This window comes from Phenylobacterium sp. (assembly GCF_035475775.1).
Classification (GTDB): domain Bacteria; phylum Pseudomonadota; class Alphaproteobacteria; order Caulobacterales; family Caulobacteraceae; genus Phenylobacterium.
Map to the genome: position 1 here is coordinate 1 of NZ_DATIMC010000052.1, position 14,422 is coordinate 14,422.

Genomic DNA, 14,422 nt, shown 5'->3' on the forward strand with positions numbered 1-14,422 from the left:
ACCACGTCGGTGACGTCGGTGGCGTTCATGAACTCGGCGCGCTGTTCGAACACGGCCTTGCGCTGGTCGTTCACGACGTCGTCGTACTTGAGCAGGTTCTTGCGGATCTCGTAGTTGCGCTGCTCGACCTTCTTCTGGGCGGTGGCGATGGCCGAGTTCAGCCACTTGTGGGTGATCGCCTCGCCTTCCTGGACGCCGAAGGTGCGCATGATCGCGTCCAGCCGGTCGCCGGCGAAGATCCTCAGGAGGTCGTCCTCGCAGGAGAGATAGAACTTCGAGCGGCCGGGGTCGCCCTGGCGGCCGGTCCGGCCGCGCAGCTGGTTGTCGATCCGCCGGCTCTCGTGCCGTTCGGTGCCGAGCACGAAGAGCCCGCCCGCGGCGAGCGCCTGGGCCTTGGCGTCGGCGATCTCCGCCTCGATCTCGGCCCGCTTGTCGGCCGACATCTCGGGGGTCACCTCGATTCCCTCGGCAAGCTGCGCCTCGCGCCAGTCCAGGAGGCGCATGTCGACGTTGCCGCCGAGCTGGATGTCGGTGCCGCGGCCGGCCATGTTGGTGGCGATGGTCACCGCGCCCGGCACGCCGGCGTCGGCCACGATCTTGGCTTCCTGCTCGTGGTAGCGGGCGTTGAGCACGTTGTGCGGGATGCCGGTGCGGGTCTTGCCGTCGATCTCGAAGCTATGGGCGTTCAGCAGCTCGGAGAGCTGCTCGGACTTCTCGATGGAGACCGTGCCCACCAGGATCGGCTGGCCGCGCCGGTAGCAGTCCTCGATCTGGCCGATGATCGCCTGGTTCTTCTCCGCCCCGGTCCGGTAGACCTCGTCGTCCTCGTCGATGCGCGCGATCGGCCGGTTGGTCGGGATCTCGGCGACGTCCATCTTGTAGATGTCGAAGAACTCCTGCGCCTCGGTGGCCGCCGTGCCGGTCATGCCGGAGAGCTTGGCGTAGAGGCGGAAGTAGTTCTGGATGGTGACCGAGGCGAGCGTCTGGTTCTCGGGCTGGACGACGACGCCTTCCTTGGCCTCGATCGCCTGGTGCAGGCCCTCCGACAGGCGCCGGCCGTGCATCATGCGGCCGGTGAACTCGTCGATCAGCATCACCTCGCCGGCGCGCACGATGTAGTCGCGGTCGCGCAGGTAGAGCACGTTGGCCCTCAGCGCCTGGTTCACGTGGTGCACCACGCTGACGTTGGCCGCGTCGTAGAGGCCGGCGGAGTCTTCGGCCAGGTGGCCGCCGGCCAGCAGGATCTCCTCGATCTTCTCCGCGCCGTCTTCGGTCAGCATCGCCTGGCGCTGCTTCTCGTCGTGCTCGAAGGTGGTCGCGTCCTTGATCAGCTCGCGCACCAGGCCGTCGATGGTCCGGTAGAACTCGCTTCGATCCTCGGTCGGACCGGAAATGATCAGCGGCGTGCGCGCCTCGTCGATCAGGATCGAATCCACCTCGTCGACGATCGCGAAGTTGTGGCCGCGCTGGACCATCTCGCTGGCGTCATAGACCAGGTTGTCCCGCAGGTAGTCGAAGCCGAACTCGTTGTTGGTGCCGTAGGTGATGTCGGCGTTGTAGGAGGCCTGCCGCTGGCCCTGCGAGAGCCCGTGGACGATCGTGCCCACGCTCATGCCCAGGAAGCCGTAGATCTGGCCCATCCATTCGGCGTCGCGCTGCGCCAGGTAGTCGTTGACGGTGATCAGGTGCACGCCCTTGCCGGCGAGCGCGTTGAGATAGATCGGCGCCGTGGCCACCAGGGTCTTGCCTTCGCCGGTCCGCATCTCGGCGATGCCGCCCTCGTGCATCACCATGCCGCCCACCAGCTGCACGTCGTAGTGCCGCTGGCCGAGCGTGCGTCGCGCCGCCTCGCGGACCACCGCGAAGGCCTCCTCCAGGAGGTCGTCCAGCGTCTCGCCCCGGGCGAACCGCGCCCGGAATTCCTCGGTCTTGGCGCGCAGCTCGTCGTTCGACAGCGCCTGGATCTGCGGCTCCAGGGCGTTGATCTTGCCGACGCGGCCCAGCATCGACCTGACCTTGCGGTCGTTGCTGGAGCCGAAGAACCGTTGGAACATGGTCAAATGGGGAGGTCCGGACTGATGGGCGGCGGCAGGCCGCACAGGCCCGAAAAATCCGCTCATTTGAAGGCGCGCGAGACTTAAGCAGCGCCCCCTTCGAAGTCAACGCGAGCCTCCGCTCATCCCTCCCTTAATGGGGAGGGACAGGCCGCGGGAGCGGCCAGGGTGGGGCCGTCACGATCAAACTCCGAGACCGGTGCCTGACCCACACGTCCCCACCCGGCCGAAGCTCCGCTTCGTCCTCCCTCCCCGTCAAGGGAGGGAAAAGTCTCAGAACACCTCGAACAGGCCGGCGCCGCCCATGCCGGTGCCGATGCACATCGAGACCACGACGTTCTTGACGCCGCGGCGCTTGCCTTCCTGCAGGATGTGGCCGGTCAGTCTGGCGCCGGTCATGCCGTAGGGATGGCCGATGGCGATGGAGCCGCCGTTGACGTTGTAGATCTCCGGATCGACGCCCAGGGTGTCGCGGCAGTAGAGGCATTGCGAGGCGAACGCCTCGTTCAGCTCCCACAGCTCGATGTCGTCGACCTTCAGGCCATGGCGCTCGAGCAGCCTGGGGACGGCGAACACCGGGCCGATGCCCATCTCGTCCGGCTCGCAGCCGGCGACGGCCCAGCCCTTGAAGACGCCCATCGGCTGCAGGCCGCGACGCTCGGCCTCCTTGGCCTCCATGATGACCACGGCGGCCGCCCCGTCGGACAGCTGCGAGGCGTTGCCGGCGGTGATGTACTTGCCCTCGCCGCGCACCGGCTGGAGCTTGGCGAGCCCCTCCATGGTGGTGTCCGGCCGGTTGCACTCGTCGCGGTCGACCGTGTAGTCGACGATCTTCTCCTCGCCCGTCTCCTTGTTGACCTGCTTCATCTTGGTCTTCATGGGGACGATCTCGTCGCGGAACTTGCCGGCCTGCTGAGCGGCGGCCATGCGTCGCTGGGATTCCAGGCTGTACTCGTCCTGGTACTCCCGGGAGATCTTGTAGCGGTCGGCCACCACGTCGGCGGTATCGATCATCGGCATGTGGAAGGCCGGATACATCTGCGCCAGCTGCGGATCGCTGTTGGCCGGATCGCCGCGGCCGGGCGGAAAGGTGATGCTCTCCACCCCGCCGGCCACCACCACCTCGGCGCCGTCGTTCTTCACGTAGTTGGCCGCCGCGGCGATGGCGTTCAGCCCGGAGGAGCAGAAGCGGTTGATGGTCACGCCCGAGGTGGTCACCGGCAGGCCGGCCAGCAGCGCCGCCTGGCGCGCCGGATCGCCGTTCGGATGCACCACGTTGCCGAGGAAGACGTCCTCGACGGCGTCCTTCTCCACGCCGGCCCGGTCGACCGCGTGCTTGATGGCATGGGCGGCCATGCTCATCACGGGGGTCATGTTGAACCCGCCGCGGGCCGACTTGGCCAATCCCGTCCGGGCGTAAGAAACAATGACGGCTTCGCGCATTTTGAAATGATCCTCCCAACAAGAATTCGATGGCGGCCCTGACGGGGTCGTTTGAGCGCTCGGTCCAACCTTTGCATCGCCGGGCGCAAATGGCTAGGGACGGGGCGCGCCAGGGCGCGATTTCCGCACGTACGGGGGGCCGGCCATGAGCCGCAAGCCGAGGACCGCCAAGGCGCTGGAAGCCGCCGCCAAGCCTGTCGAGGTGGTGGGCCAGGCGCTGGAACGCGCCTTCGATCCTCTGACCAGCACGCTCAAGCGCGCGGCGCTGAAGCGCGCCGACAGGCAGGCCCGCCAGTTCACCCCCGGCGGCTCCCCCGCGGCGGCGCCCAAGACCGACGGGACCGATCCGATGGTCTCGCCGCTCGCGGTTCCGTTTCCGAACGTGGTCCGGGTGGCGGGGGTGGAAATGGCCACCGGCCGCGCCGGCTTCTACAAGCACGACCGCGACGACCTGATGGTCATGACCTTCCCGGAAGGCGCGAGCTGCGCCGGCGTCTTCACCCGCCATGGCGTGGGCTCCGCGCCGGTCGACTGGTGCAAGCGGCATCTCGCGACCACCAAGGGGGAGGGGGTCCGCGCCCTGGTGGTCAACGCGGGCTGCGCCAACTCCTTCACCGGCAGGCCGGGCGCGGACGCCGTGCGCCGCGTCTGCCAGGCGATCGCCAAGCGCTTCGATTGCCGCCAGCGCGACGTGATGGTGGCCTCCACCGGCGTCATCGGCGTGCTGCTGGACGATTCCCGGATCATCCACCGCCTGCCGGAGCTCGAGCACAGGATGGCGCCGGACGGCTGGCTCGCCGCGGCCCGCGCCATCATGACCACCGATACCTTCCCGAAGGGCGCCTACGCCGAGGCCCGGATCGACGGCCACACGGTTCGCATCGCGGGGATCTGCAAGGGTTCGGGGATGATCGCGCCGGACATGGCGACCATGCTGGCCTTCGTGGTGACCGATGCGGCGATCTCGCCCGCTGCGCTGCAGATCCTGCTGTCGCTCTACGCCCGCAACACCTTCAACGCCGTGACCGTCGACGGCGACCGCTCGACCAACGACACCCTGCTGCTGTTCGCGACCGGCCAGTCGGGCGCGCCGCGCATCGGCCGCGCCGGCGACCGGCGCCTGGCCGACTTCCGCGAGAAGCTGGAGGCCGTGCTGCTCGACCTCGCCCTGCAGCTGGTCCGCGACGGCGAGGGCGCCTCGAAGTTCATCAAGGTCACCGTCAGCGGGGCCGAGAGCCATGCCTCGGCCCGCAAGATCGCCCGCACGGTCTGCGAGAGCCCGCTCGTCAAGACCGCCTTCGCCGGCGAGGACGCCAACTGGGGCCGCATCGTCATGGCGGTGGGCCGCGCCGACGAGCCGATCGACCGCGACAAGCTCTCGGTCAGGTTCGGCGAGCTGTGGGCGGCCCAGGACGGGCTGGTCGCCGCCGCCTATGACGAAGCCAGGATGAGCGCCTACATGAAGAACAAGGAGCTCGAGGTGGCCATCGACGTGGGCGTCGGCCGCGGCTCGGCCGAGATGTGGACCTGCGACCTCACCAAGCGCTACGTCGAGATCAACGGGGACTATCGGTCATGAGCCGCGCATGAGCGCGGAGAAGGCCCTTTTGCTGGTCGCCGCCGCGGCCCTGGTGGATGTCGACGGCCGGGTGCTGATCTGCCGGCGGCCGCCGGGCAAGCCGCTGGCCGGGCTGTGGGAATTCCCGGGCGGCAAGGTCGAGGCCGGCGAGACCCCGGAGGCCTGCCTGATCCGCGAGCTGGAGGAGGAGCTGGGCATCGCGGTCACCCAACCCTGCCTCGCGCCGTTCGTCTTCGCGAGCCACGCCTACGAGAGCTTCCACCTCCTGATGCCGCTCTATCTGGTCCGCCGCTGGGACGGCCGCGTCGAGAACCGGCATCACGCCGCGCTGGCCTGGGTGAAGCCCGCCAGGCTCGGCGACTACCCCATGCCGCCGGCCGACGCCCCGCTGGTCGCCTGGCTCCGGGACCTGATCTGAAATTCTAGCGGTAGCTCGTCCGCACCGCCATCCGGGCCGGTCGGGTCGCCTCGACGACGCACTGACCGGTATCGGCCATGGCGTGCTGGCCCAGGCAGAAGATGTCTTCGTATTGCGGGCCGGCCGCCGAGAGGCATTGGTAGAGGTTGAGCTTGGCCATCTTCAGGCACATGCCGGTGCGCGGCTCGCTCATCAGCGCCCCGCCCTGGCTCTCTTCGCCCAGCACGCTGAGCGCGGCGAGGGCCACGCCGCGCACCACCACCGGCCCCGCGGGTCCGGAACGGCGGCTGGTCTCCGACATCGCCGCATAGAGCCGCGCGCTTTCGGCGGGGTTCGCGCGGTAGGGCTCGGCGGAGAGCTGCTTGACCCTGGCGAGGCGGCCGCGCGGATCGGCGACGGCGCGCTTCGACCAGGCCTGGTGCTGAACCGAATAGGCGGCGCGCTTCACCTTCAGCCCCTGCTCGTGCAGCGCCTGGCCCTCGCCGATCAGCGCTCCCGAGGCCCGCGCGGCGGCGGCCTCGCCGCCCGGCAGGGAGAGCGCAAATCCGGGGTCGGCGGCCAGGCGGCGGGCGAGCTCGGCCCGGTTCCGGCTCGCCCTGACCGCCGCGACGAAGCGGGGCTCCTGCAAGGCCGCCACGGCGGCGTAGGCGATCATGCCCTGCTCGAGCTGGCGCGGCTCATGGCTCGCGCCGGCCAGGAGGTCCTGGCTCACGTCGGCGGGGCCGGAGAACCGGTCGTCGATGGCCCGCGCGCGGCGCATGTAGGCCTCGAACACGCTGGCCTCGGCGGTGAGCCTCGAAGGCGTCGCCTGGACGGCGGGCGAAGAATAGGCGCGCGGGGCGGATTTCCGCGGCGCCCCAGCGCATCCGGCGGCCAAGGCGACGACGGCGATGAGCGCGCCCGCGCTCGACAAGACTTTGAACTTCACGCAAGCCCCCGGGGCGATTGCGTCCCTCGAGCGTCACCTTAGGAAGCTTCGCTTCTGAGCTTCGCCGTGGCGGCTTGTCGCGCAGGCTGGCCCGGGACTGCTTAAGGAAGCTCGAATCGCGACCTCGGCCCGGTTGGGCCGCGAGCCGGTCGCGTCACCGAGGCAGCTTGTGCTCGACGGTCCCGAGGGCCTCGGCCAGGCGCATCTTGGCCGAGCCGGGCTTCAGCGGCTGCTGCTGGCCTTCATGGGGCGCCCAACCGGTGAGCGTCACGATCTCGAAGGTGGCCGTCACGCGTCCGTCCGGAGCGGCGAACCGCTGCTGGTAGAGCTCGCAGGCGCGGCCGACCAGCGCCCGGGTGAGGCCGCGGGGATGCCGCTCGGCGAGCGCGTTGGTCTCGCCCATCCGGCGCAGGTCGGTCACCAGCTTCAGCGGGTGCTCGTAGCTCACGCTGACCCGGTCCACGTCGGCCACGGGCAGGGCGAATCCGGCGCGCTGCAGCAGGGCGGCCGCATCGGACATGTCGGCGAACGGCGACACGCGGCTGCCGGCGCCGCCCAGCATCTCGTCTTCCGCCGCCATCAGCGATTGGCGCAGCTCGGTGAGCGTCGATCCGCCGAGGAAGGCGCCCAGGAACAGGCCGTCCGGCTTCAGCGCGCGGCGGATCTGGATCAGCGCGCCCACCACGTCGTTGGTCCAGTGCAGCCCGAGCGTCGAGACCACCAGGTCGAGGCTGGCCTCGGAGAACGGCAGCCGCTCCTCGTCCAGCACGGCGCGCAGGCCTCCGCGTCCCGCCAGCATCGCGGCGGACGCATCGGTCTCGAGCAGGGTCCCGACCCGCGCCCGCGCGGGCCCCTCCGCCAACGCTTCGGCGAACGCCCCGCGGCGGCTGGAAAGCTCGACCGCGAGCGGGAACTCCCGCATGATCGCCTCGAGCCGCTCGGCCAGGTCCAGCGCGGCGCGGCGGTGCAGGAAATCGGCCTGGCCGAACCCCGCCGCGGCCCGGTCCAGGCGCTTGCGGTGCAGGGTGCGGTCGAACAGGCGTGGCGGGGCGGACATTGCGCGCGGAAGATGGGCTCTTGGGCGGGCTTTTGAAACCGGGTCCGCGCGCCCGCGCCCTGTGGCGGACCGGCCTCGACCTGGTCTTCCCGCCGCAGTCGCTGGACGGCGCGCCCGCCCAGGCGGGCGGCCTGTCGCCGGAAACCTGGGCGCGCATCCACTTCCTGGACGGGCCGGTCTGCGACGGCTGCGGCGCCCCGTTCGAGTACGACCAGGGCCAAGGTCCGAACGGCGAGCGCGCCCGCTGCGCCGGCTGCATGGCCCGGCCCCGCGCCTTCCAGTCCGCCCGCGCCGCCTGCCTCTACGACGAGGCCTCGCGCGATCCGATCCTCAAGCTGAAGCACGCCGACCGGCTCGACCTCGCGCCCCTGCTGGCCCGCTGGATCTCGCGCTCGGCCCGCGAGCTGCTGGCGGAGGCCGACGCGCTCGTCCCCGTGCCGCTGCACCGCGCCCGCCTGTTCCGCCGCCGCTACAACCAGGCCGCCGAGATCGCCCGTCCCCTGGCCGCGCTGAGCGGCCTCGCCTACCTGCCCGACGCGCTGGTCCGCCGCCGCGCCACCGAGAGCCAGGCCGGCAAGTCGGGCGCAGGCCGGCGCCGCAACGTGGCCGCGGCCTTCGCGGTCCCGCCTGCCCGGGCGGCGCAGGTCGCGGGCCGGCGCATCGTGCTGATCGACGACGTCATGACCACCGGCGCCACCGCCGAAGGCTGCGCGCGGGCCCTGAAGGCCGCCGGCGCGGCGCGCGTGGATGTCGCAGTGGTCGCACGTGTTAAAGAGATGGGCGGACTCACCATATGAAGGCTCAGCGACAGTCGTTCGTCAGGACGCCATGAGCCGGGTCACCATCTACACCAAACCCTACTGCCCCTACTGCGTCCGTGCGATCTCGTTGCTGGAGCGCAAGGGCGTGGACTTCACCGAGATCGAAGCCGCCTTCGATCCGGAGTTGCGGCAGGAGATGATCCGCCGCTCCGGGCGCGCCACCTTCCCGCAGATCTTCATCGGCGAGCGCCACATCGGCGGCTGCGACGACATGATGGCCCTCGACCGCGCCGGCCAGCTCGATCCCCTGCTGCAAGCCGCGGCGTAGTCCCTCCCTTGATGGGGAAGGACAGCTCGGCGAAGCCGGGCAGGGTGGGGATGTGCGGTCCAATCTCCTACCCCTCCGGTTGATCCGCAATTCCCCACTCCGGTCGCGCAAGCGCGACCACCCCTCCCCATGAGGAGGAGGGACAGCTATATCCTCCACCATGAAGGTCGGCCTCATCCAGACCCGCACGCCGGCCAGCCAGGCGGCGGCGCTGGCGCATGTGCTGCCGCTGGTCCGCGAGGCCGCCGCGCAGGGCGTCGAGCTGATCGCCACGCCGGAGGGCTCCAACCTCCTGCAGAAGAACCGCGAGAAGCTGTTCGCCACCTTGAGGAGCACCGACGAGGATCCGTTCGTCCAGGGGATGCGCGCGGCCGCCAAGGAGCTCGGCGTGTGGATCCTGATCGGCTCGGCGCTGGTCCGGCGCGAGGACGGCAAGTGCGCCAACCGCGCCCTGCTCATCGATTCCGCAGGCGAGATCACCGCCGCCTACGACAAGCTGCACATGTTCGACGTGAACCTGCCGACCGGCGAGGTGGCCCGCGAGTCCGAGAGCTACGAGCCCGGCGACCGCGCCGTGGTCGCCGACGTCCCCGGCGCGCGGCTGGGGCTGACCATCTGCTACGATCTGCGCTTCCCGGCGCTCTACCGGGCTCTGGCGCTGGCCGGCGCGGAGATCATGACCATCCCGGCCGCTTTCACCCGCCCGACCGGCGAGGCCCACTGGGAGGTGCTGATGCGCGCCCGCGCCATCGAGACCGGCGCCTTCGTCATCGCCCCCGCCCAAGGCGGCTTCCACGAGGACGGCCGCGGCACCTGGGGCCGCTCGCTCGCGGTCGGGCCCTGGGGCGAGGTGATCGGCAAGCTCGACCACGACGAGCCGGGCGTGCTGGTGGTCGAGATCGATCCCGCCGCTTCGGCCAAGGCGCGCCGCGCCATCCCCGCGCTCGCCAACGCCCGCGCGTTCGCCGGCCCCGAAGCGCCGCAATGATCCGTTACGCGCTGGCCTGCGAGCACGGCCATGAATTCGAGGGCTGGTTCGGCTCGTCCGAGGCCTTCGACGGCCAGCAGGCGGACAACCAGATCGAATGCCCGCTCTGCGGCTCCCGCGCGGTGCGCAAGCAGATCATGGCCCCCGCCGTCGCCGGCACGAAACGGACCCCGGCCGAGCCGCGCGGCAAGGCGCGAATGATGATGCAGGCGATGGGCGAGCTTCGCCGCCACGTGGAGGAGACCTTCGATGACGTCGGCGACGCCTTCGCCTCCGAAGCCCGCGCCATCCACGACGGCCGCTCCGAGGCGCGCGGCATCTATGGCCAGGCGAGCCCGAAGGAGGTGCGCGAGCTGGTCGCGGACGGCGTCCCGGTCGCCCCCCTGCCGCCGAAACCGCCCTCCAAGACCGAGCTGAATTAATCCCCTTCCCAAGTCTCGCGAATGCCTTGTGTGGCTGATATGCCACACTACATCGGGTGAGCGGCGGTTGCGCTTGGTCAAGGCAGGCGCCGCAATCCGCCTATCGAGGGGACCCGATGAACATCGACATCTATTCCGATCGCGCCAAGCAGGCGATCAGCTCGGCCCAGAGCCTGGCGCTCGCCAGGCGCCATCAGCAGCTCGCGCCGGAGCACCTGCTGAAGGTGTTGCTCGAGGAAAAGGACGGGCTCGCCCGCGCGCTGATCCAGAGCGCCGGCGGCCGGCCCGACCAGGCGGACCAGGCGGTCGAGGCCGCCATCGCCAAGCTGCCCAAGGTCGAAGGCGGCTCAGGCCAGCTCTACATGAAACCCGAGACCGCGCGGGTGTTCGCCGATGCGGAGGCCGGCGCCAAGAAGGCCGGCGACGCCTTCGTCACCACCGAGCGCCTCTTGATCGCCATCGCCAAGGAAGGCGGCGAGGCGGCCGCGGCGCTGAAGGCCGCGGGCGCCACGCCCAAGGGGCTGGAAGAGGCCGCGCAAGCCATCCGCAAGGGCAAGACCGCCGATTCCGCCTCGGCCGAGGAGGGCTACGACGCGCTGAAGCGCTACGCCCGCGACCTCACCCAGGCCGCCCGCGACGGCAAGCTCGACCCGGTGATCGGCCGCGACGAGGAGATCCGCCGCACCATCCAGGTGCTCTCCCGCCGCACCAAGAACAATCCCGTGCTGATCGGCGAGCCCGGCGTCGGCAAGACCGCCATCGTCGAGGGCCTGGCGCTGCGCATCGTCAACGGCGACGTGCCCGAAGGCCTGAAGGACAAGCGGCTGCTGGCGCTCGACATGGGCGCGCTGATCGCCGGCGCGAAATACCGCGGCGAGTTCGAGGAGCGCCTGAAGGCGGTGCTGAACGAGGTCACCGCCGCCGAGGGCTCGATCATCCTGTTCATCGACGAGATGCACACCCTGGTCGGGGCCGGGAAGTCGGAAGGGGCGATGGACGCCTCCAACCTCCTGAAGCCGGCGCTCGCCCGCGGCGAACTGCACTGCGTCGGCGCGACCACCCTCGACGAGTACCGCAAGAACGTCGAGAAGGACGCCGCCCTGGCCCGGCGGTTCCAGCCGGTGTTCGTGGACGAGCCCTCGGTCGAGGACACCGTCTCGATCCTGCGCGGCCTGAAGGAGAAGTACGAGGTCCACCACGGCGTGCGGATCTCGGATTCGGCCATTGTCGCCGCCGCGACGCTCTCCAACCGCTACATCGCCGACCGCTTCCTACCCGACAAGGCGATCGACCTGGTCGACGAGGCCGCGAGCCGCGTGCGGATGGCGGTCGATTCCAAGCCCGAGGAGTTGGACGAGATCGACCTGCGGATCGTGCAGCTGAAGATCGAACGCGAGGCGCTCGCCAAGGAGACCGACAGCGCCTCCAAGACCCGCCTGGAGAAGCTCGAGGAAGAGCTCAGGGGCCTGGAATCCGAGAGCGCCGAGATGACCGCCCGCTGGCGCGCGGAGAAGGAGAAGGTCAGCTCCGCCGCCCAGGCCCGCGAGGCGCTGGACCGGCTGCGCGCCGAGCTGGTGAACGCCCAGCGCCGCGGCGACCTGCAGCGCGCCTCGGAGATCGCCTATGGCGAGATCCCCGGGCTGGAGAAGCGGCTCGCCGCCGCCGAAGCCGCCGAGAGCAAGGATGCGCTGAGCCCCGAGGTGGTCGACGCCGAGCAGATCGCCGCCGTGGTCTCCCGCTGGACCGGCGTGCCGGTCGAGAAGATGCTCGAGGGCGAGCGCGAGAAGCTGCTCAAGATGGAGGATGCGCTGCGCGAGCGCGTGGTCGGCCAGGAAGAGGCGCTCGTCGCGGTCTCCGACGCCGTCCGCCGGGCGCGCGCGGGCCTGAAGGATCCCAACCGGCCGATCGGCTCGTTCCTGTTCCTGGGTCCCACCGGCGTCGGCAAGACCGAGCTCACCAAGGCGCTCGCCGAGTTCCTGTTCGACGACGAAGGCGCCGTCACCCGCCTCGACATGAGCGAGTACATGGAGAAGCACTCGGTCAGCCGGATGATCGGCGCGCCGCCGGGCTACGTCGGCTACGACGAGGGCGGGGCGCTGACCGAGAGCGTGCGGCGCCGGCCCTACCAGGTCGTGCTGTTCGACGAGGTCGAGAAGGCCCACCCGGACGTGTTCAACGTGCTGCTGCAGGTGCTCGACGACGGCCGCCTGACCGACGGCCAGGGCCGCACCGTCGACTTCCGCAACACCCTGATCATCATGACCTCCAACATGGGCTCGGAGTACCTGGCGGCGCTGGGCGAAGGCGACGACGTGGAGAAGGCCCGCGGCCCGGTGATGGACGTGGTGCGCCGGCACTTCCGCCCGGAGTTCCTGAACCGCATCGACGAGATCATCCTCTTCAAGCGGCTCGGCCGGCCGGAGATGGACAACATCGTGCGCATCCAGCTGCAGCGGGTGGAGAAGCTGCTGGCCGACCGGCGGATGTCGATCGCGCTGGAGCCCTCGGCCATGCATTGGCTGGCCGAGCGGGGCTACGACCCGGTCTATGGCGCGCGGCCCCTGAAGCGGGTGATCCAGAAGGAGCTCGTGGATCCCATCGCGCGCAAGCTGTTGGCCGGCGAGCTGGAGGACGGGGCGGTGATCGACGTCGGGGCCGGCGACCAGGGCCTGGAGATCGCCCGCGCCAGGGTCCACTAGCGGCCAGCAAAACGCCCGCCAGTCGCCTGGCGGGCGTTCACCTGTTCCGGCCCCGGGATCAGTACTCTTCCCAGCACACGCGGCGGGTCATGTAGCCGCCGTCGTAGTCATAGTCGCTGCGCAGCTTGCACTTGATGCGGTGGCCGTCGGCCGCCAGCATGCCGTTCGGGTCAGGGCCGAAGCGGTCCACCGGAACGCCCGGAACAGCGCCGAAGGCCTCTGAGCCGAGGATCGTGCCGATCACTGCGCCGGCCAGGCCAGGCGCCGAGTAGTACGGCGTCACGTAACCGGGCGCCGGCGCCACATAGCCGCTCACCGGGGCCGGGTTGTAATAGTAGGCGCTGGGCGGGGGGTTGTAATAATAGCCATAGTAGGACTGCGCGCTCGCCGCGCCGGCGATCGCCGCGCCGCCCGCGACAATGGCCAGGCCGGCAAGGGCGCTCAGGGTCTTACGCATCACTCACTCCTCTCGGGCATCCCCGGGGGCGCACGCAGGGCGCGCTCGACATCGGTTGGCGGAGCCTGCGATCGGGCGGCGGGGGGCGTGTCAGGTCCCGACGTCCGCGGCTCTCACATCAGCTCAACGCTCGCGGGTGCGACCGGGGTTCCCAGGGCCTCGCTTGGTTTTATTGGCTTTTTGGCAGCTCGCAGGGTCGCGTGACCCCCGGCCGCACCGCAATGCGGTCGGTCGCCGGGTCATAGCCGGGATAGGTGGCCAGGCAGTCGGCCATGTGCCGCTCGCGGGCGGTGTAGCCCTTGCCCGCCGCCGCGCGGTAGGTGGTCTTCACCCCGAAGCTTTCCACTGACGGCGCGGCTGGCCGGGGCGCGTTCGCTCTGGCCTCCGGCTTGGCCGAGGCGGCGCTGACCCCGGTCAGCGCGAGCACGCTCGCAGCCGCGGCCGCGCAGGTCGGAACGCGCATGTCATCCTCCGGTCGGCGAACGTCCCGTCGCGCCCGCCTGGGAGACAAACCCTTGAAACTCCGGCCGGTTCAACGCCTGGACGATCAAATCCGAGGTGACGGAAGGACCCCCGCGGACCGGGGCCTCATGGTCTCGTCGGGGGAGTACAGCGCAGCCTCGGCTTCGGTTCGCTGGTCTACAGGCCGATGGTCACCGTGCGGCCGCCGCGGGTGACCACGCGGCGCATCAGCGCCAGGCTTGGTCCGGCGCCCTTGAGCGGCCGGCCGATGGTGATCACGTACCACGCGCCGTCCGGCAGGTGGGCGAAGCTGAAGCGGTCGGTGGAATCGCAGGTGGCGCGCTTGATGTAGGGCGAGGAGTCGCCGGGCGGCGCCTCGGCGGTTCGCGCCCGCACCTCGTCGGCCGGAAGCGCGGCCCGCTCGGAGGAAAGATAGAGCACCTCCATCCGCCGCCGGGACCAGGTGGTCTCAGGGGTCAGGATCACGATCGCGCCGGCGCAGGTGTAGCGCGTGGCGCCCCGCTGGTAGGCGAGCCGGCCCACGATCGCGTTGGGGCCGGGCTGCTGCGACCAGGCGAAATCGTGCGCGCGGAAGGCGGGTTCGCCCATCCCGGGCGCAGCGGGCGGCGGATAGCCCGGCGGCGGCGGGCCGAGCGTCGGGGCGCAGGCGGCAGCCGTGGCGGCCAGGAGCAGGGCGGCGAAAGGTCTGACGCGGAGCATGGAGCGGAGCTTATAGGCCAATGCGGCGAAACCTTGCCAGCGGCCGCCGTCGAACGCGGCCTCAAGCCTAACCGTCCATGGCCAAGCTTTGTTCCTTACCCCGGTC

14 protein-coding genes are annotated in these 14,422 nt (G+C 70.4%); 7 read left to right on the top strand and 7 right to left on the bottom strand.

Annotation, left to right across the window (positions count from 1 at the left end):
- On the bottom strand, positions 1-2,054 hold a 2,054-nt coding region (secA, locus tag VLI41_RS06330), incomplete at its 3' end, for a preprotein translocase subunit SecA (RefSeq protein WP_325267218.1).
- A gap of 273 nt (positions 2,055-2,327) precedes the next feature.
- Positions 2,328-3,497, bottom strand: a complete 1,170-nt coding sequence (locus tag VLI41_RS06335) for an acetyl-CoA C-acyltransferase (protein WP_325267219.1) — start codon at positions 3,495-3,497, stop codon at positions 2,328-2,330.
- 145 nt (positions 3,498-3,642) lie between these two features.
- On the opposite strand from VLI41_RS06335, the gene argJ reads away from it, so the two are divergent.
- Together argJ and VLI41_RS06345 are read left to right on the top strand one after the other, a co-directional pair.
- On the top strand, positions 3,643-5,076 hold the full coding sequence (gene argJ, locus VLI41_RS06340; protein WP_325267220.1) for a bifunctional glutamate N-acetyltransferase/amino-acid acetyltransferase ArgJ: 1,434 nt from the start codon (positions 3,643-3,645) through the stop codon (positions 5,074-5,076).
- 7 nt (positions 5,077-5,083) lie between these two features.
- Entirely contained in the window at positions 5,084-5,494 is a 411-nt protein-coding gene (locus VLI41_RS06345; RefSeq protein ID WP_325267221.1) for a (deoxy)nucleoside triphosphate pyrophosphohydrolase, read from the top strand.
- Positions 5,495-5,498: 4 nt separating this feature from the next.
- Here the strand turns inward: VLI41_RS06345 and VLI41_RS06350 are convergent, their stop codons facing one another.
- Positions 5,499-6,422 carry a hypothetical protein gene (locus VLI41_RS06350; RefSeq protein WP_325267222.1) on the bottom strand — a complete coding sequence of 308 codons (924 nt, stop codon included), beginning with the start codon at positions 6,420-6,422 and terminating at the stop codon, positions 5,499-5,501.
- Between the two features lie 154 nt (positions 6,423-6,576).
- Complete coding sequence (locus VLI41_RS06355) at positions 6,577-7,479, bottom strand: methyltransferase domain-containing protein (RefSeq protein WP_325267223.1); 903 nt, start codon at positions 7,477-7,479, stop codon at positions 6,577-6,579.
- A gap of 32 nt (positions 7,480-7,511) precedes the next feature.
- On the opposite strand from VLI41_RS06355, the gene VLI41_RS06360 reads away from it, so the two are divergent.
- The 5 genes from VLI41_RS06360 to clpB all read left to right on the top strand — a co-directional run bounded on the left by VLI41_RS06360 (position 7,512) and on the right by clpB (position 12,677).
- Entirely contained in the window at positions 7,512-8,276 is a 765-nt protein-coding gene (locus tag VLI41_RS06360) for a ComF family protein (protein WP_325267224.1), read from the top strand.
- Positions 8,277-8,307: 31 nt separating this feature from the next.
- On the top strand, positions 8,308-8,568 hold the full coding sequence (gene grxC / locus VLI41_RS06365; protein ID WP_325267225.1) for a glutaredoxin 3: 261 nt from the start codon (positions 8,308-8,310) through the stop codon (positions 8,566-8,568).
- 160 nt (positions 8,569-8,728) lie between these two features.
- Positions 8,729-9,556: a carbon-nitrogen hydrolase family protein gene (locus VLI41_RS06370; RefSeq protein ID WP_325267226.1), complete on the top strand. Its 828-nt coding sequence runs from the start codon at positions 8,729-8,731 to the stop codon at positions 9,554-9,556.
- Entirely contained in the window at positions 9,553-9,978 is a 426-nt protein-coding gene (locus VLI41_RS06375) for a DUF1178 family protein (RefSeq protein WP_325267227.1), read from the top strand. The genes VLI41_RS06370 and VLI41_RS06375 overlap by 4 nt, the downstream gene beginning before the upstream one ends.
- A 116-nt stretch (positions 9,979-10,094) precedes the next feature.
- Positions 10,095-12,677 carry an ATP-dependent chaperone ClpB gene (gene clpB / locus VLI41_RS06380; RefSeq protein WP_325267228.1) on the top strand — a complete coding sequence of 861 codons (2,583 nt, stop codon included), beginning with the start codon at positions 10,095-10,097 and terminating at the stop codon, positions 12,675-12,677.
- Between the two features lie 58 nt (positions 12,678-12,735).
- Here the strand turns inward: clpB and VLI41_RS06385 are convergent, their stop codons facing one another.
- The 3 genes from VLI41_RS06385 to VLI41_RS06395 form a co-directional block, all read right to left on the bottom strand.
- Entirely contained in the window at positions 12,736-13,134 is a 399-nt protein-coding gene (locus VLI41_RS06385) for a hypothetical protein (RefSeq protein ID WP_325267229.1), read from the bottom strand.
- Between the two features lie 169 nt (positions 13,135-13,303).
- Positions 13,304-13,597 carry a hypothetical protein gene (locus VLI41_RS06390; protein WP_325267230.1) on the bottom strand — a complete coding sequence of 98 codons (294 nt, stop codon included), beginning with the start codon at positions 13,595-13,597 and terminating at the stop codon, positions 13,304-13,306.
- A gap of 176 nt (positions 13,598-13,773) precedes the next feature.
- The gene (locus tag VLI41_RS06395; protein ID WP_325267231.1) at positions 13,774-14,316 is read right to left on the bottom strand and encodes a hypothetical protein; all 543 of its coding nucleotides are present in this window, start codon (positions 14,314-14,316) and stop codon (positions 13,774-13,776) included.
- Positions 14,317-14,422 lie beyond the last annotated feature (106 nt).